Genomic DNA, 18196 nt, shown 5'->3' with positions numbered 1-18196 from the left:
AGATTTTAGATTTTAGATTTTAGATTTTAGATTTTAGATTTTAGATTTTAGATTTTAGATTTTAGATTTTAGATTTTTAATGAATTTGCTTTGCAAATTCATTTTAGTATTGTCGACATACTTAGTGAGATTGCTTCGTTCCGATAATTATCGGAACTCGCAAAGACTATGAACACATTTAACGCAAACTGAGTACTGATTACTGCGATCTGAATACCGCCTACTGCTTCACTAGTCCTTCATCAGCTTCAACACTCTTTCAAAATCTTCGTTCTGAATCCCTGCTTTTTGGAAAGCTTTAAAATCCTGTTCTGTTTTTTGAGTCCAACTCAAGCTATCAGTTACGTTTTGATTTTGGTATTTTTTGTAGATCGGTTTCGCTTCTTTGTAATTGTCGTTTAACAAATAAGCATGTGCCAAATTTAGTTTAATCAACAACTCTGTATCATCCAGTTTCTCCCCGTCTTTCAGGTATTTAATCGCTTTTCCGTATTGCTTGGTCAAAAGATAGTTTACCCCAATTACATTATAATCCAAAGCCGTTGCTTTTCCGTCATTGATTATCACCGTTAATTTCGCAATTGCTTGGCCGTTTTTACCTTGTTTTGCCAAAAGTGATGCTTGGTTACGCAAATCGTCGTAAACCACGTTAGAAGTACTTGTTTCCCCAAAACAACTATTCCCAGAATCCTTAAAAACTTTAGAACGCTCCATGGGTAATAATTTTTGAAATTCCTTAAACTTATATTGAGTTTGGATTTTATCTAGCACACAAACGCAAAAATCATCTGAATTGGTCATTTTTTGTGCCAAATTAGAGGTTTTACATTGCTCAATGATGTTTTTTCTATTATCAAGACTCCATCCTCTGCTCAATTTTTTATCTACCCAAGGCACGACTTCCAAAATGATTTTTTGGTTCATGATCCAGTTTTTGCTTTCAAAACCAAACCACATGGCATTTCCTTTTAAACAGGTTGATTTTTCTATAGAAAGTCGCTTGGCATCTTTACTCACAGGCTCACCCTGAAACAAACACGATTCGAGTGTTTTTCCTGTTTCTTTGAACTGCGAAGCCAAGTCATTAGACGAAAAGATTGCATAGGTACATTTGTCGTCCCCAGATATTTTAGACAAAACAAAGACAGCTCCTGCAGAACCTTGACTAATCCCCGTAGGATCAGGAATCGATTTTAAAACCGAAACCAAACTGCTGGCCAATTGTTGATTTTGGTCTAAAAGTGTGATTCTATAAACAACCTCGGTAGTTCCCAGAGGCAAATCTTCAGTTTTGATGACGATTCGGTCTCTTGCCGAAACGCTAATTTCTTTGGTGGTTGATCTGTCTTTATCCCAATACCCGTCTTGTTGCGAGAATGAAAAAGTGGTAAACAAAAGCGCAGTAAATGAAAGAAAATATTTGGTTTTCATTATAAAAATATTGGTCTGATTAAAAAAACAAATGATCTTAAAATTCAGGATGCCCTAGCCCTGATAGCAGTGGAAATCCTTTTTTTCTAAACCCGACAGGTTTTAAAAACCTGTCGGGTTTAGAAAAAAAGATTGTAGCGGATAGCAGGAAATAGCTCTTGATTACAATTCGATAAAACTGCCGATTTCCAACAACATCAAGTCTTTTCCTTTGTCGAAGAATTTCCTGATGGCTTCCTCGTGATTGATCTCTATATAACCAAAAGTATCGTAATGAATCCCTAGAATTTTATCGCATCCCACAAAATCGGATGCAATTATAGCATCATCCACATCCATTGTAAAATTATCACCGATAGGCAAAATCGCCAAATCGAGCTTGGTTCGCATTGGAATCAATTTCATATCCATTGTAAGCGCGGTGTCACCAGCAATGTAAACATTTTTATGTTCGCCTTCGATCACAAAACCGCCAGGATTCCCACCGTTGCTGCCATCCGGAAAAGAACTGGAATGCACTGCATTGACGTATTTTAGTTTTCCAAAGTCGAAATTCCAACTTCCCCCGTGATTCATTGGATGGGATTGAAATCCTTTTTTGGCATAATGTCCCGCAATTTCAGCATTGGAAACAATCACTGCGTTGGTTCGTTTCGCAATGGCTTCGACATCCAGAATATGGTCGCCGTGCGCGTGGGTAAGCAGAATGAAATCGGCTTTTATGGTGTTAATGTCAATGTGAGCCGCTTTTGGATTGGCCGAAATATAAGGATCAACGAGTATGTGTTTGCCGCTCACTTCGATTCCCAAAGAAGCGTGGCCGTAGAATGTTATTTTCATTTTCTATAAATTTAAAAAAGCAAAAGAATCTAAAAAATTACCGCTAGTTATCTAAATTGATTTTTGACATTGAGTTACCTTCCTCCTAAGAAAACATTCACAATGATGTCTGAGATCAAAGAAATCATACTTACTGACAACAATATAGAAAGTAGAAAAGTGCTTAACGCCACTTTCTTTAATTCTGGATCTAAAAGCTTGGCGTCTTTGTTTTTATAAACCGTAATTAAATGTTTAGTTAAAGGAATATACGCCAATAAAAATAAGTACTGATCAAAGTGAAAGCCACTCAATATTGCAAAAACAATCACCAAAACCATGGCTGTGATAATCACAACAAAATGGTATTTCTTGGCTTTTTCTCCACCCATTTTTACCACAACGGTATTCTTCCCTGATTTCCTGTCCGAAGCTTCATCACGCATATTATTTAAATTCAAAACCCCCACGCTCAGCAAACCAATTGCAGTTGCGGGCAAAACAAGCACGAAATCCAATTGTTTTGAATATAAAAAATTAACCCCTAATGTACTTACCAAGCCAAAGAATATAAAGACAAATAAATCCCCGTATCCTCGGTATCCATAAGCGCTATTTCCAACCGTATAACGAATTGCCGAAGCAATTGCCAGAATACCTAATACCAAATAAAATAAGGAATAAACTAAATTACTCTCTCCGAAAGCAACGTAAATCAAGAATATTGCCGAAAACAAGGTAAGCACCGAAGTTATCACCAAAGCACGCTTCATGGCTTGAGGAGAAATCACACCACTCTGAATGGCACGTTTTGGCCCTACTCTATCTTCGTTATCGGTTCCTTTAATACCATCGCCATAATCATTGGCAAAATTAGACAATACCTGTAATCCCAAAGTGGTCAATAATGCAAAAGCAAATATCTCCCAATTGAAAACTTCTGTTGGAGTATCAATATTATCGGTAGGTCTAAGCGCATACATGCTACCCACTATAATTCCAGAAACTGATAATGGTAATGTTCTTAATCGTGCGGCTTCAATCCAGTGTTTCATTTTTGTTGTTTAATTGTTTTAAAAGTTCAAAGGTTTAATTTGCTTAAGAATTTAAACAGTTACCTCTATTCTCTTTATTCTATTCTCTAAAATCTAAATTCTAACTTCTTTTTATCACATCCAATTACTATCGGAAGTTTCTATTTCGTACAACCAAAGGTTGACGTATTGTTTTATGGCAGTAAAATCACCCAATTGAAAGGCAATATTTCCTCCAGCGGTATGCAAAGTTAAGGAACCAATATTGATATTTTTATGCCAAAAGAGTTGTGATACGTTAATCGCCTGAATTTTACTAGGTTCAATAATTTCATTACTAATATCCCAAGCACCACTTTGTAGGATTATAAAATCATCATTGATAAAAACTCGGTTGTTTTTGAAAATAAAAAACTGAACCAGTCCCATGAAAACGACAAAAAACGATACCAAATAATCAATCATTGGCATTTGTGCCACAACTAAATCCCTAACAATATAAAAAACCAGTAACGGTAAGCCAATAGTAACAAAAATAGAAAAACCTAGTTTTCTAAAATTCGGTTGCAACATCACTCCTTTTTCTGGTATCTTTTTAAACAACAATTTCAAAATTGCGTTTTTTTCCTGTAAATTACAACCCGGAATTTCTATAGCCAATTTACGCGCTTCTTTTTCCCCACCTGTAGCTTGCTTTATTTTAAGCTCCAAAACATTCATTTTCTTTTGGAAAAAATTCTGCGTAACGCTTGTTATTTGAACCTTTTCTGGTTTTACAATCGTACTTTTAGTATTCAACAATCCAAAAGAAAGCAACAAAGAACCTTTTTGTCTGGCAATTTTATAATCAAAATAAGTAAATACCGTTTTGACCAGATTGATTGCAATTACAGTAAGGAAGAAAATGACAAACAGCATCAAAAAAGCATAAGAGACTTGGCTTTCATCTACATAATCTTCGATATTTTCATCTTGCAAAACATCACGTCCCGTGAATTGTTTGATATAATCGAAAAGCGTGATAAAAAAGGCCAGTAAAACAAAAAAGCTTTTCACATAGTTTGAAGTAATTCCAATTTTCAATAAACTTAAAAAACTGATTTTTATAAAAGGAATATCGGCATCAACTTGTTTTTCACTCGAAGCTTCAATTGGGTCAATATTCAAATCATCGTTTATTATTTTTTTATCATTCTCTAGCAAACGAGCTTTCAAATCTAATGCCAATACATGTGAAATCGCTTTGATATCCCCCTCTTTTTTATTAGATCCTGCAGTATCAACAGCTAATTCATAAACCCCAACCATTCTTTGGACAAAAGACTGATTGATATTAACTTGTTGTATTTTATGAAGTTGTATCGCAGTTTTTGTTTTGTTGAAAATCCCTTCGGTTATAATAAACTCGTCGTTGTCGGGGTCGATATAAAAGGTAAAGTTTCTATATCTTAAATAAGCAACTACTCCAATAACAGCAAAAAACACTACAGTTCCCGCCAATAAATACCCCTTGTTAATTTCATCGAATTTAAAAATCCAAATAACCAGAATAGGCCAAAATGCCTTTGCATATCCCTGAAGCGAATATACAAACATGACAAAAATACCTACGATGGATTGCCTCTGCGGCTGACTGAAATCGCCTCCCATTATAATTGTTTTTGAATTTTGCCCATCAAAAGTTGTTTAATCTTTTCAGCTTCTTCTTTGGCTATTCCTGGAATTTCTATATCACTGGAACGTCCTCCAGCAGTAAAGATTTCAATTTTGGCTAAGCCAAAAAACCTTGAAATCAATCCTTCATGTAAAGCCACATGTTGCACTCTATTATATGGAATTACAAGTGTATTTGTAGCTATTATTCCGTGTCTAAACAAAACATCGTGATTTCTAAATGCAAACCCTTTTTTCTTAAAACCTACTCTAGAAAAAAACAACACTATAACGATTAGACAAACAAAAGCAATACTAAATTCCAATACAAATGGAGTAAGGATATCATTAAAAAACAAAGCAAGTCCTCCTCCTATTCCGATAATCAAAAAGAAAACAGTTAGGCTCATCAAAGTTACCATCCAATAGTTGGGATGTAAAACAGAGAATTGCACTTCTTCGAATTTTGGAAGTTGTTTAGTATCGATGGTTTCGTTTGTGAAGTTTTCCATATTATTTTGTTTCAGGTTTAAAGTTTCAGGTTCTAACTTTAAACCAGAAACTTTTAAACCCTTTTTATGGCAACCATTTCTTTTCAAAATTCGGCTTGCGTTTTTCAAGGAATGCATTTCTTCCTTCTTTAGCTTCTTCGGTCATATACGCCAATCTGGTCGCTTCCCCTGCAAAAACTTGTTGTCCCACCATACCATCATCGGTAAGATTCATAGCGAATTTCAGCATTTTGATAGCCATAGGCGATTTCCCAAGAATTTCTTGAGCCCATTCATAAGCTGCATCTTCCAACTCATCGTGAGGAATAACTGCGTTAACCATTCCCATATCCATAGCTTCTTGAGCCGAATAATTACGACCTAGAAAGAAAATTTCGCGTGCTTTTTTCTGACCTACCATTTTAGCGAGATAAGCAGAACCATATCCACCATCAAAACTGGTTACATCGGCATCGGTTTGTTTAAAAATGGCATGTTCTTTACTAGCCAATGTCATATCGCAAACTACATGCAAACTGTGTCCACCACCAACAGCCCATCCCGGAACAACGGCGATAACCACTTTTGGCATAAAACGAATTAATCGTTGCACTTCAAGAATATTCAAACGGTGTTGTCCATCGTCTCCAACATAACCTTGATGACCACGGGCGTTTTGGTCGCCTCCACTACAAAATGAATACACTCCATCTTTAGACGAAGGCCCTTCGGCAGAAAGCAAAACCACACCTATTGAAGTATCTTCTTGTGCATCATAAAAAGCCTGATACAATTCGGAGGTTGTTTTGGGTCTAAAAGCATTGCGCACATCGGGTCTATTAAATGCTATTCTAGCTACTCCATTGCATTTTTTATAGGTTATATCTTCAAATTCTTTGGCGGTAATCCAATCCATTCTGTTTAATTTTAAATTATTTCAGCGTAAAAATAAACCATTTTTTTATATTTTTAAGCTATTTATAGCTTCCCAATAATAACCAGGACACTTGTAAGTTTTAGCAATAACAAAATCTTCGACAAAAAGGACAAAAAATCAAACTAAATTTATAAGATATCGCATAAAAAAACGCCTCCTTTTAAGCATTCATTATAGTAAACTCAATAGCTATCATAAAAAAATTACAAAATAACAAAATAGCTAAATAACAGAAAATGAAATGTTAATTTCATATCTTTTATCAATAGTTCTTCGTAAATTTAACTGTCTTTTAATCATGGAAACAGTTTCATTTTTAGAAGAAGGTTACCTAACTAAATTATTAACTAAATTTTTTATTTTTGAAAAAAGCCGTAATTTTTGTCGCTCTAGTTTCTGCAGTATTCTTCACGAATTGTAAAAACACCACTGAAGCTGCTCCAGAAGAGCAAATGGAACAGACTGTCGCTGACAGCACTGTTACTGTTACAGATAGCATTAAAACAGATGAAGTAACACCTGAGGTTGTAAAAAAAGACACATTGGCAACTCCTGCAGTAAAATAAATTATTAAGTTTTGCAAAAGGACATTTTCAATTTTCTTTTAATAAATGATGAAACCCAATGGTTCTAACGTGAAAATCTCTTTTGATACACCTTAACAAGTAAACCATTTCAAGACAAATGAATTCAATCAAGCGATTTATAAAAGTACTTTTAGGTCGTCTTGTTCTTAATGTGTTTTTGTATAGATAATACTTCAATAATAGAAGATTTTTCTAAACAAAAATAGCAAACTGAATTTCAAAACAATAAACAAGGCTGACTTTAGGGTTGGCCTTAATTTTTGTATAAAAACCTGATTTTTACATCTAAGTTAACACACCATTAATTCTTGATAACAACACCAAAATCCTAAACCTTTTTCGCTACATTTGCACCATTTTTATAATTTTCAGAATATCATCTTTATTTTTTAATTAATCCTTGAAAAATGACTAGACATTTTATATAAAAATGCTGGATTTACTAAAAAAGATTTTTTCTTTTTAGGGAAATCTTTATACTAATACTATTAAGCTTGACATGATTCAATCAAAAACGTTTTTCGGTTTCATTCTTTTAACTCTAACAGGTTTTACTTCATTTTCCCAACAACTTGAGGCGAATAATTCCCTTCAAGATCTAAACTCAAATCAATTTGATAATTTGGCAGTAGTAAATGATAGTAAAGCGACTCCACAAGATTCCCTTTCTTACAATACTCTACCATTTACAGACTCTACATTAGTACAACAAAATACAACCGCCTACCCACCTGCTTTCAAAGATTACAGAAGATTAGGCCTTGACACAGGAATGTTTTTGGGAGCAACCGTAATCGCATTTGGAGTTTTATATGCTATGCCAGAGAGCGTGACCAATTGGGATAAAGAAGACATGAAAGAAAATGGAATAGCAAATAAATGGAAACAAAACGTAAAAGCTGGACCTGTTTGGGATGAGGATGATTGGGTTTTAAATTGGATCACCCATCCTTATTCTGGAGGTGTTTACTATATGACAGCTAGAAGTAGTGGTTTTAACATTTTTGAATCCTTTGTTTATTCAGCTATTATGTCTACCTTTTTTTGGGAATATGGTGTAGAAGCATTTGCCGAGATTCCTTCTTATCAAGACCTTATTATTACTCCAATTATAGGTTCGATGGTGGGCGAAGGTTTTTTCTACGCTAAAAAGAGCATCGTAAAGCACGACCGTAAAGTTTTAAATTCAAAATTTTTAGGATACACCTCTTTGTTCCTTATGGATCCATTTAATACTTTATTGGATAGTTTTGGTTATAAAGAAAGACAAAAAGCACAATTGAACATCGCTCCGGTTGGATTCGACAAAGGAGCGAACAAAGCCATTTGGGGGCTTAATTTCAACATGCAATTTTAAAACAACAATTCGAAATCTACTGATAATTATTTTATTAAATCATTTCTTTCAATACTTTGACAACAAACCCCGAAAGAGTTAAAATTTGCATTTAAAGCAAAAATAAATTAGTATTTAACAATCATCAATAAAAATAATTACTACTTTTATCACCTGCTAATCAGTATTTTACATTCAATCAATGTTGATTATTAGTTCAGATTAGCATATATATCTTTCACTGATTTATTAACCTAAAAAATGATTTTTTTGAGTAAATTTGAAATTATTGTCGCTTTTATTTTTATGGTTTTAAATTATATAATTGTTTCTAAAACTATTTTAAAATACAAGCAGATGAATAAAGGATTTGCAGAAATAGTATTGATTATAAAGTAACACCTAGTGGTAAACTAAAGATTTACAGTCCGACAATTGTATTTTATAGGAATACTGAATTGTTTCGAGGAAAGTAGACTTTCAATGTATAAAATAACCAATGGTCTTATTGTGAAATTGTTTCTTTACAAAATAAACAGACACCTTTTATTTATAGACAAAACCATTTAATAAAGAAATTTAAACTTTAGTAACACTGTGTATCACATATACGAATAGTGTTTTGGAGTACTTAAATATACTTTTGAGAATGCACGGAAATTTATTTTATTTTTGTTCAATACTACATCGTTAAAAACAAAAATAAAAAGAGAAAGACTAGTCAAAATGACTAGTCTTTCTTTTTTTATACCATTTATGAATCTTAATTATTCTTTAACCAAGTAAATTCCGTCTTCTTTTATCTCGATTAATTTCTCTTTGTATAAAGCACCAATGGCTTTTTTGAATGTTTTTTTACTCATTTTCAAAACCGTCTTGATGTCTTCAGGATGTGAATTATCCGTTAGACGTAAAAAACCTCTGCTTGCTCTTAACTCATTTAGAATTATTTCAGCATTGGGTTCTATACTTTGGTAGCCTTGAATCTGAAGCGAAACATCAATTTTATTATCAGGCCTAATGTTTTTAATATAACCTCTCATACGATCTCCTGTGCGTATCGCATCATCATATACCTCATCTTTGTACAACAAGCCTTTGTGTTGTTCGTTGATGATCACATTAATTCCCAGTTCGGTAATATGGGAAACGATTAACTCCACTTCTTCGCCTTTTTCAACAGTAAGGTGGTCATTATTTAAAAATTGGTTCAATTTACTGGATGCAACCAAACGATTGGTTTTTTCATCCATATAAAGATAAACCAAATAGCGTTTTCCTTTCTCCATCGGGCGCGCCTGTTCCTTGAACGGAACCAAAATATCTTTCTCCATTCCCCAATCCATAAAAGCGCCTATTTGATTGGTGTAATTTACACGTAAAAGCGCAAATTCATTCAATAATATGTAAGGCTCAAGAGTTGTGGCAACGGGACGTTCTTCGTGGTCCAAATAAACAAAAACAATAAGCTCCTCGCCTATTTCGAATTCATTGGGCACGTATTTATTGGGTAAAAGTATATCGTGAATTCCTTCTGGATCTTTTTCTGGGTTTCCTAAAAACAAACCCACTTTGGTATCACGCAATATAGTAAGCGTATTGTATTTTCCTATTTCAATCATTTTTATCGAGGTTCTGAGTTGCCGAGCAACTAAGTTTAAGCTGCAAAGGTACGAAGTTTGAAAATTAGAATTCGAAAAACATTCTCAATAAAAAAAAGCGTCCTATTAAGACGCTTTCAAAATCGTATTGTAATTTATTAATTGTACACACTTTCTCTTCCAAAATGTTTCGTCAATAAATAATAGAAAACTGCTCTATATTTATTCCTATTTGACTTCCCATATTGCTCCAATACCATATCAATTCCCTCTTTAAGAGCTGGGCCATCTGGTAAACCTAATTTCTTGATCAAGAAATTTTTCTTTACCGTATCAATTTCGGTTTTTTGGGTTCCCGCTATAATGGAGGAATCCGGATTAAATACGGACGGACCACATCCTATAGTTATTTTTTTTAATAAATCCATTTCTGGATTAATCCCGCATTTTTCTTTCAAGTCGGCCGCATACTTCACAATTAATTCGTCTTTTGCACTCATAAAAAATATTTTTAAGGGTTCATTTTCTGATAACTACCTCAAATTTAGTAATTTATTACATACATGTACGATTTTTATTCATTATTTTATTATTAAATATTAATAGCCAAATTTTTACCTGCCTCTCCTTCGAATCAACGGATTAAAAAATCCCGAAGCATCAGGACTACAATATGAATCGTTCCTATGGAACTTTCGCTTAATTCTACAAATAACAGCATTTTTTCCTATACATTGTTAAAACATGTAAGTCATATAAGTTTTTAATTTGAATAAAATCAAGTAAAACCAATAGTTCATTTGAGCAAAGTCACATAGTATTACAAAGAACATTTTTAACTTATATTCCCTTTTAACCACTAATTTGACAAACTAACTTTTTTTAACTTACATGACTTATCTGTTTAAAATTAAATACTGTTTATTTTAGGAATATAGCGGAAACTTTTAAGACAATAATACTTCTAGACCAACTCTTTAAAATACTGCAATAAAATAGCATTATTATCCAATGTAGGCGTAAATATTTCCAAAATAGCTGGTTTATCATTTTGAGCGTACAATGAATCCAATCCTTTAGTCAGACTCATCTCATCATTGGCAACAGTATAGTCCAGTCCATACATTTTTGCCAAATGTTCTGCTGTTAGAGAATGTGAAGTTTCAAAAAAAGTATTAAACACAGGCGTTTCTTCGTGTCCCGGCAAAATTCTAAAAATCCCACCACCACCATTATTGATCAAAATGATTTTGAAGTTTTTTGGAATGTAATTGTTCCAAAGGGCATTACTGTCGTATAAAAAGCCGACATCTCCTGTTATAAAAACCGTTGGATTGGCATTGGCAACAGCCGCCCCAATAGCCGTAGAAGTACTTCCGTCAATTCCGCTGGTTCCTCTATTGCAATAGACTTCAATTGATGGATCCATAGAAATTAATTGGGCATAACGAATAGCCGAACTGTTACTAATTTGCAATTGACTTGATTTAGGCAAAGTAGCGATCACTTGCTCAAAAACTTTAAAATCTGTAAAAGGAATTTTAGACAAATAGCTTTCGTGTTTTTCTTTGCGCAATGCTTTAACCGCATTCAATTGAGAGAAATAATTGCTTTCAATTCTTGTTGTTAAAGGCAAAAAATCCTCGAAAAAAGCATTAGGATCTATTTCAAAATGCTGAGTCAAACAACTAAAAGTGTCATACGCTCTTAAAGTATCAATATGCCAATGGTGCTTGGGTTGGTATTTTCTCAAGAACGCTTTGACACGCTTGGAGACAACCATTCCTCCAAAAGTAATTAGAATTTCAGGACGAAAAGCTTCAAAATCTTCTGTTGAAAAAGGTGTGATAACGGTATCAATATTGCTTATAAAACTTGGATGACATACATTCGAAGTGTTTTCGGTCATCACTACAATCGATTCATCATTGGCAAAAGCTTCAATCGTTTTTTCAGCAATTGCATTGGGTTCGTTTACCCCAACTAGTATCAATTTTCGGGTAGCACTGTTCCAAAGGTTGGCATATTGCTGCAACTCTTTGGTATCGATCGTCTGCGGTACTTTTGCGGAAGCGAAAACGGTGCTGTTAACACTTAACACCGAAACCGTTTCATACAAAGGCTCCTCAAATGGAGCGTTGATATGTACTGGCCCCTTTTTATCAATAGCAGTATTGATGGCTTCATTTAGCTGTAGATCGTTTTCTTCCGAGACTGTTTCCAATAAATTAGCATTGTACAAAGAATGATTGGCAAATACATTTTCTTGGCGAATGGTTTGTCCATCGCCAATATCAATCTTACTTTGTGGACGATCCGCCGAAACTACAATCAGTGGAATCTGGCTGTAAAACGCTTCCGCAAAAGCTGGATAATAGTTTAATAAAGCCGATCCCGAAGTGCAAACAAGCACGGTAGGTTTTCGGGTTTGTTGGGCTATTCCCAAGGCAAAAAAAGCGGCACAACGCTCGTCAGCAATACTGTAACATTGAAAAGCGGGATTACTTGCAAAACCTATCGTTAAGGGTGCATTTCTTGAACCGGGAGATATGATAATATTAGTGATTCCTTTGGCTAAAAAAATTTGGAGTATGCTTTGCGCTAAAGGTATTTTGGGGTAAGTCATTTAAAAAGTTTAGAAAGTTTATAAGTTTATAAGTTTAGTCCAAACCGCTAAATTCTATAATAAACAGCATTTTCAATTATATTCCTTATTAAACAGAAAATATAAAATACTTTTGTCAAAAGATTTACCATATAATAAATATAAGCTATTGCTTTTTACATCCTAGCTTAAATGACCTTATATTTCTTATATGGTTAAAATTTAATGCTGTTTATTTTAGAATACTGCCTTTCAAACAAAACTTCTAAAAACTGTCTTGCAAAGTTACAAAGTTGCCAAGGCTTTTCCTTTCATTTGAGTCTATTTTTCTTAATTTTGAACAACAAATAAATACTTCATGCAAATCAAATTAAGATCGTACCAAACCCAGGACACGCAACCTATATTGGATATTATCAATTATAATATTCTAAACACAACAGCCTTATACGATTATAACATCAGAAGTTACGAACAGCAAAAAGCGATATTGGAAGAAAAAATCAACAAGAACTTCCCTGTAATTGTTGCTGTAGAAGAGAATAAAGTAGTGGGTTTTGGCATGTATGGTGAATTCCGGTTCAGAGAAGCGTATAAATATACCGTTGAACATTCTGTTTATGTAGATAATGGACATCAAGGAAAAGGGATTGGAAAACTGTTGTTGCAAGAATTAATCCAATTGGCCAAAAACCAAAAATTGCACACGATGATTGCAGTTATTGATGCCGAAAATCAAAGCAGTGTCGATTTTCACGAGAAGTTTGGATTCAAAACCGTTGGAATTATCAAAGAGTCAGGGTATAAATTTGATCGCTGGTTGCATTCGGTTTTTATGCAATTGATTTTGGAGTAATCCCTGATTGCGAAATAGCCCACAGATTTTACAGATCAAACGGATTTGCACAGATTTATACACCGATTCAAAATGTTTATACAACAAAATAAAGATCGGTGAGAATCAGCTGAATCCTTGACATCAGTGGGCAATTTATCGATTCAAAAACAAACTGCTATGATTTTAATGCTGATTCTGGGTCAATTCCCTTGAATTCAGGACAAAACATAATTACTCCAACAAAGCATAACCACATAAAGAATAGTATCTTTGCATTTTTACAAATACTATGAGCTTTACCCTGCTTTCATCACCCTTACAAGGTTTTACCGATTTTCGTTTTCGAAATGCCATCAATAAATATTTTGGAGGAATTGATACTTACTACTCTCCATACATTCGTTTGAACGGAAAATTGGTTGTAAAATCTTCTTACGAAAGAGATCTTCTTCCTGAAAATAATGTTGGCTTAGAGGTTATTCCACAAATTATTACCAATGATGCTGATGAGTTTTTGTTTGTGGCCAAATATGTCAAAGAATTGGGATATAAAGAATTGAACTGGAATTTAGGTTGTCCGTATCCTATGGTTACCAAATTTGGAATTGCAATAAATACGGACTACTTTTACTCTATCAAATTATCAATAATATGGAAAGAGTTTGTATATATGCACGTGTTTCAAGCAATCAAGGTGAAAACCAAGATTATCAATCCCAAATTACCGAGTTAACAAAAATAATCAAACAGCATGGTTATGATGAAGACAATATTGATACATACGCTGAAAAAGTCAGCGGTTACAAAGAAACAGATGACCGCCCCGAACTAGACCGTCTTCTTAAACAACTAGAAAAAGACCCAACTTACTATAAATGTTGTTACATTTCTGAAATCTCTAGGCTTTCACGCAAACCAGCAATTGCAAAAGAATTACTACTCAAGTTTAGTCGAATCAAACTAAACTTATATATAAACTCACAACAAATGTTTACATTCCATCCCGATGGAACTGAAAACAATCTTGTATCAATTATGTTATCAATAGCAATTGAGTTTGCTGATATTGAAGCAAAGCAGATGAAACTACGTATGACACGTGGTAAAATGCAAAGAGTAACACAAGAAGGAAAAGTATCGGGAAACAATCAAGCCTACGGTTACACAAGTGATATAAATAAAAAGTTTGTAATTGATACAACTGAATCAATCATTGTCAAACAAATCTTTGAACTATACAAAAACAATCATGGTACACAAGTTATTGCAAAGATGCTGAATCAACAAGGTACACCAACCCGAAGCAATACAGCAGAACTAAATAACCTGATTAAAAAAGCAAAGAAGGAACATTCAATTTTGAATGACAATACCTTATTTGATGAAGTTAAAGCAAGTGAACAAATCATTCAACGTGGTTACAAAAATCAAAACACACAATGGGATGAACAAGTTGTTAGACAAATACTAATGAATGAAACCTACAAAGGTAAACGTACATTTAAAAATATTACATTTACTTGTCCAGCAATAATTGATGAAGATTTATTTGATGAATGTACAGATATAAGACTAAATAAAAATACAAAGAACATCATCACAATATATGAATTTTTGCTTAAAGATTTAATGTATTGCGGTTGTTGTGGTCGTAAGTATGTTGCAACATACGGAACGAAAATTAAGGACATGAAAGCTTATAAATGCTATAGTACAAAAGCAAACTTAACTAGTTGTGGAAATAAGAGTCTGAACATTTCCTTAGTTGAAAGTATCATCTATAATCAATTGATTAATAGCACTGAAATGCTTAAGTATCTTGATTCACCTAATAACATACTAAAACAAGCAAATCAAGATTTGGAATTATTAGAACAACAATTAATTCTTGAAAATGCATCACTATCAAACAATGAAAATGAAATCAAAAACCTTATAAACATAACTACAGCAACAAAAAATAAATTTACACTTCAACAATTCCAAATAAAAGAACAAACGCTATCATCAGCACGTGAATTGATTGAGGCAAGAATTGAAACACTAAAGAAAAACATATTGGATAAAAAGAAACTGATTAATAATTTTAATGTAGTTGAATTTAGTTCTAATATGATTGAACAAGCAAAAACAAACAGACACGAACTGACAGCCATATTTAAACAGTATATTGATAAGATAATAGTTAACACCATCAACAAGAAACAAACTCTTATAACCATTTATTATAGATTAAATGGTAGTATATTAATACGAACTATTAAAACAATTATCAATGTATCAGCATACCGTGACCCAAAAATACTATCAAATCGTAAAATGGAATATGGTTTAATTATTAATATGAGCAACGACCCAGTTTATAAAGATAATATTCTATTAATACCAACAGAAGATATATTAAACGAGTACAACAATATTGTCGAAAAGTATGATGAACAAATTGAAATGTACCGAGGCACATTCGAAAATGGCATATCGATGTTTGACAAACCTAAACAGATAATTCATCAAGTACCAGCAAAGAATCAAGTACTAATTGAAGACACTTATCCTATTCAAAAATAACCAAGATATTTCTTATTATGATGCTTGAGTTTTAAATTGGTGCGTGTGTGTGAATAAATTCATTTTAAATAAACAATAGCTGATAAAAAAAATATTTAAATAATATTTGCATCAACAAAATCAATTAATTATAAACAACTTAAAAAATAATACTATGACACTACAACAACAAAAAGAAACACTTACAGTTGCAATTACAGAATTTCAAAATTACATTGAAAACGCTGACCACACACAAGAAACAAATCCTGATTTTATTTGTGAAGACATTGTGCCAATCAATAAGAATAAAGATAAATATTACAATGAGCAATACCAGTTTATTTTTGACATTATCAGTACGTTATCAGTATTTGAAAATGAAATATTAAGCGAAGATGATTTGGACGAAATACTTATGGAGTTGGAAAATTCATTGGAGGAAATCAAAGAGGTTGAAACTAGAAACACCAAAATAGGTGAATTGTATTATGGTGTTTTTTATGGTCAAAATCCAATTGGAATAGTGAATGTTATTGATGATAATGTACTTGTTAACCTATGTGCATTTTTTGAAAAAGAAATCAATTTTATAGCTGTCAGATACGAAAAAAGATGGTATAAGTTAAATTTAAAAGTTGCCAATACAGAAGAGGGTGAAATTGCCAATTATATCAATTCAAATAAAAATGTAGGTATCGTTGATGTTATTGATTATGATTCAATAATAGAAAATCCAGATATTGAAAAAGTTGCAATTGCAAGGGTTTATTTGGATTCTTTGGAAAATCCTGATGAATTGGGTTGGGAAAAATTACAAGGTGCATCCAACTTAAACCAAAGTTTTATTGGAGAGTTAACAAAATAATATTTTATGCGTCCAAACAAATACACAATGTCTGCTAAACCGCAATACTTTCATTACACACCCGAATACAGAATAAAAGAAATTATTGAAAGTGGCGAAATTAAACTTGCTGAACCATCAGTAAAAGCACCAAACGAAAAAGCGTGTGCATGGGTTTCAACTAATCCGTTTTGGGAACATACAGCAACCAAAGGTAAAGCTAACGATAAAGGCGATTACCAGCATTTGACATTCCAAGAACACAAAGATTGGCTTGGATGTGCTAGGATTGAAGTAAAAGCAGTTGGTTTAAATGCTTGGAGTAAAGTAAAACACCTTGCTAATATGGATTTGACATTTGCAAAACAAATGGAAGTTACAGGTGTTCATATGGGCGGTAATCCTTTGGAGTGGTACGGTAGTCTTGAACCAATCAAAAAAGAAAATTGGATTAAAATTGAAGTTTTAAAAGAGGGTCAATGGATTGAATACAACCCAAACAATGACGAAGCAAAAGCGCAAGGACTAACTTTTGTTAGCGTTATTTTACCCGCACCAAACGAGGGTCAAATGGCTTTGTTGCTTTTCACTAAAAACGAACTGGAACAGCTTGTAAATTCGCATAACGAAAACTCTAAAAATAATCTGAACCCTGCTAACGGTTTTTATTCTATGTGGCAAGAATCAGACGCATATCACGATATTGACTTAAACCAGCACAGATTAACAGGTGTACTAACTCAGGAACAATATGATATACTGGTTAAACCAAAGTATGAAGAACTGGAAGCATATCGAAAACAAGCACAAAAATAATAAATACCACATAAGAACAAATAAGGCTATCAATTACGATAGCCTTTTATTTTAAATTTGTCCCGTCCTGAAATAAGTTGAAACAAAATCGACTTGTTTATGAATAATCAAGAAAACAAAAAGGAAAAGCGTTAAATGAACTCGATAGCTCATTACGATTATTAGTCCCCAATTACCCCGTTAAATATGATTTAGCCTTGTTTTGGATTAGGAATATTTGAAGGGTTTTAATTATTTAAAATTAACAGTCAAATTTGAATGCATCACTATGAATTTTATAAATATCTCTTAAGGATTTTTCAAATATATAATCCCCCATTTCTTCGTCAGCATCTGGCTCACCATTTTTTTTAGATTGCTCTCTTGCAAATTTTAACGTTTCATCTTTAATACTTTTGTCGGTTTTAAGTTTCTCCAAAACGAATTGAAAATTCTCTTCGAAAATTCTCTTGCTATCTTTATAATAAAAATTTGAGCCTCTTTTATCTAGCTTAATATATGATTTGACTAAATTAGCATTTCCTATAAGTAAATGAAAAAGCATTGTGAAATCTTCCATCACTTCACCAGTTGTTACTTGGAAAAACCGGTCAAATTGACCACCCCATTCCAGTGTAAATTGACCACCAGTTTCGGAGTAAATTGACCACCACT

16 protein-coding genes and 1 pseudogene are annotated in these 18196 nt (G+C 33.1%); 7 read left to right on the top strand and 10 right to left on the bottom strand.

Annotated elements, in window-relative coordinates; all coding sequences use genetic code 11:
• Window positions 1–231 precede the first annotated feature (231 nt).
• From DB891_RS16955 to DB891_RS16930, 6 genes are all read right to left on the bottom strand, one after another.
• A complete protein-coding gene (locus DB891_RS16955; RefSeq protein WP_116764768.1) occupies window positions 232–1431 on the bottom strand; it encodes a tetratricopeptide repeat protein in 1200 nt (399 codons plus the stop codon).
• A gap of 162 nt (window positions 1432–1593) precedes the next feature.
• Window positions 1594–2271: a metal-dependent hydrolase gene (locus DB891_RS16950; RefSeq protein ID WP_116764767.1), complete on the bottom strand. Its 678-nt coding sequence runs from the start codon at window positions 2269–2271 to the stop codon at window positions 1594–1596.
• Window positions 2272–2345: 74 nt separating this feature from the next.
• On the bottom strand, window positions 2346–3305 hold the full coding sequence (gene menA / locus DB891_RS16945) for a 1,4-dihydroxy-2-naphthoate octaprenyltransferase (protein ID WP_116764766.1): 960 nt from the start codon (window positions 3303–3305) through the stop codon (window positions 2346–2348).
• Window positions 3306–3419: 114 nt separating this feature from the next.
• The gene (locus DB891_RS16940) at window positions 3420–4934 is read right to left on the bottom strand and encodes a PH domain-containing protein (RefSeq protein ID WP_116764765.1); all 1515 of its coding nucleotides are present in this window, start codon (window positions 4932–4934) and stop codon (window positions 3420–3422) included.
• Window positions 4934–5449, bottom strand: a complete 516-nt coding sequence (locus DB891_RS16935; RefSeq protein WP_116764769.1) for a PH domain-containing protein — start codon at window positions 5447–5449, stop codon at window positions 4934–4936. Before DB891_RS16935 ends, DB891_RS16940 begins: the two co-directional genes overlap by 1 nt.
• Before the next feature lie 64 nt (window positions 5450–5513).
• The gene (locus DB891_RS16930; RefSeq protein WP_116764764.1) at window positions 5514–6344 is read right to left on the bottom strand and encodes a 1,4-dihydroxy-2-naphthoyl-CoA synthase; all 831 of its coding nucleotides are present in this window, start codon (window positions 6342–6344) and stop codon (window positions 5514–5516) included.
• Between the two features lie 383 nt (window positions 6345–6727).
• Here DB891_RS16930 and DB891_RS16925 point away from each other — a divergent pair, with 383 nt between their 5' ends.
• On the top strand, window positions 6728–6931 hold the full coding sequence (locus DB891_RS16925; protein WP_116764763.1) for a hypothetical protein: 204 nt from the start codon (window positions 6728–6730) through the stop codon (window positions 6929–6931).
• Window positions 6932–7451: 520 nt separating this feature from the next.
• Entirely contained in the window at window positions 7452–8309 is an 858-nt protein-coding gene (locus tag DB891_RS16920; RefSeq protein ID WP_116764762.1) for a DUF3943 domain-containing protein, read from the top strand.
• A 746-nt stretch (window positions 8310–9055) separates the two neighbouring features.
• Here the strand turns inward: DB891_RS16920 and DB891_RS16915 are convergent.
• From DB891_RS16915 to menD, 3 genes are all read right to left on the bottom strand, one after another.
• The gene (locus DB891_RS16915) at window positions 9056–9910 is read right to left on the bottom strand and encodes a CvfB family protein (RefSeq protein WP_116764761.1); all 855 of its coding nucleotides are present in this window, start codon (window positions 9908–9910) and stop codon (window positions 9056–9058) included.
• 137 nt (window positions 9911–10047) lie between these two features.
• Window positions 10048–10389, bottom strand: a complete 342-nt coding sequence (locus tag DB891_RS16910) for a DUF2853 family protein (protein ID WP_116764760.1) — start codon at window positions 10387–10389, stop codon at window positions 10048–10050.
• A gap of 464 nt (window positions 10390–10853) precedes the next feature.
• Window positions 10854–12515, bottom strand: a complete 1662-nt coding sequence (gene menD, locus DB891_RS16905) for a 2-succinyl-5-enolpyruvyl-6-hydroxy-3-cyclohexene-1-carboxylic-acid synthase (RefSeq protein WP_116764759.1) — start codon at window positions 12513–12515, stop codon at window positions 10854–10856.
• 337 nt (window positions 12516–12852) lie between these two features.
• Between menD and DB891_RS16900 the strand changes: the two genes are divergently transcribed.
• The 5 genes and pseudogenes from DB891_RS16900 to DB891_RS16880 all read left to right on the top strand — a co-directional run bounded on the left by DB891_RS16900 (window position 12853) and on the right by DB891_RS16880 (window position 17542).
• Window positions 12853–13350 carry a GNAT family N-acetyltransferase gene (locus tag DB891_RS16900; RefSeq protein ID WP_116764758.1) on the top strand — a complete coding sequence of 166 codons (498 nt, stop codon included), beginning with the start codon at window positions 12853–12855 and terminating at the stop codon, window positions 13348–13350.
• A gap of 271 nt (window positions 13351–13621) precedes the next feature.
• Window positions 13622–13939, top strand: a pseudogene (locus DB891_RS16895) (tRNA-dihydrouridine synthase); the annotation flags it as partial.
• Window positions 13940–13983: 44 nt separating this feature from the next.
• On the top strand, window positions 13984–15900 hold the full coding sequence (locus tag DB891_RS16890; protein ID WP_116764757.1) for a recombinase family protein: 1917 nt from the start codon (window positions 13984–13986) through the stop codon (window positions 15898–15900).
• Between the two features lie 154 nt (window positions 15901–16054).
• Window positions 16055–16747 (top strand): hypothetical protein, encoded by a 693-nt coding sequence (locus tag DB891_RS16885; protein ID WP_116764756.1) that lies wholly within the window; start codon window positions 16055–16057, stop codon window positions 16745–16747.
• 6 nt (window positions 16748–16753) lie between these two features.
• Complete coding sequence (locus tag DB891_RS16880; protein WP_116764755.1) at window positions 16754–17542, top strand: hypothetical protein; 789 nt, start codon at window positions 16754–16756, stop codon at window positions 17540–17542.
• A 241-nt stretch (window positions 17543–17783) separates the two neighbouring features.
• Here the strand turns inward: DB891_RS16880 and DB891_RS17655 are convergent.
• Window positions 17784–18196 (bottom strand): hypothetical protein (locus tag DB891_RS17655; RefSeq protein ID WP_189337164.1); only part of this gene is annotated, 413 nt, incomplete at its 5' end.

The sequence above is a fragment of the Flavobacterium laiguense genome (assembly GCF_003097655.1).
GTDB classification, from domain to species: Bacteria; Bacteroidota; Bacteroidia; order Flavobacteriales; family Flavobacteriaceae; genus Flavobacterium; species Flavobacterium laiguense.
Note: the sequence above shows the minus strand (reverse complement) of the source record. Positions and strands in the feature narration are given on the sequence as shown.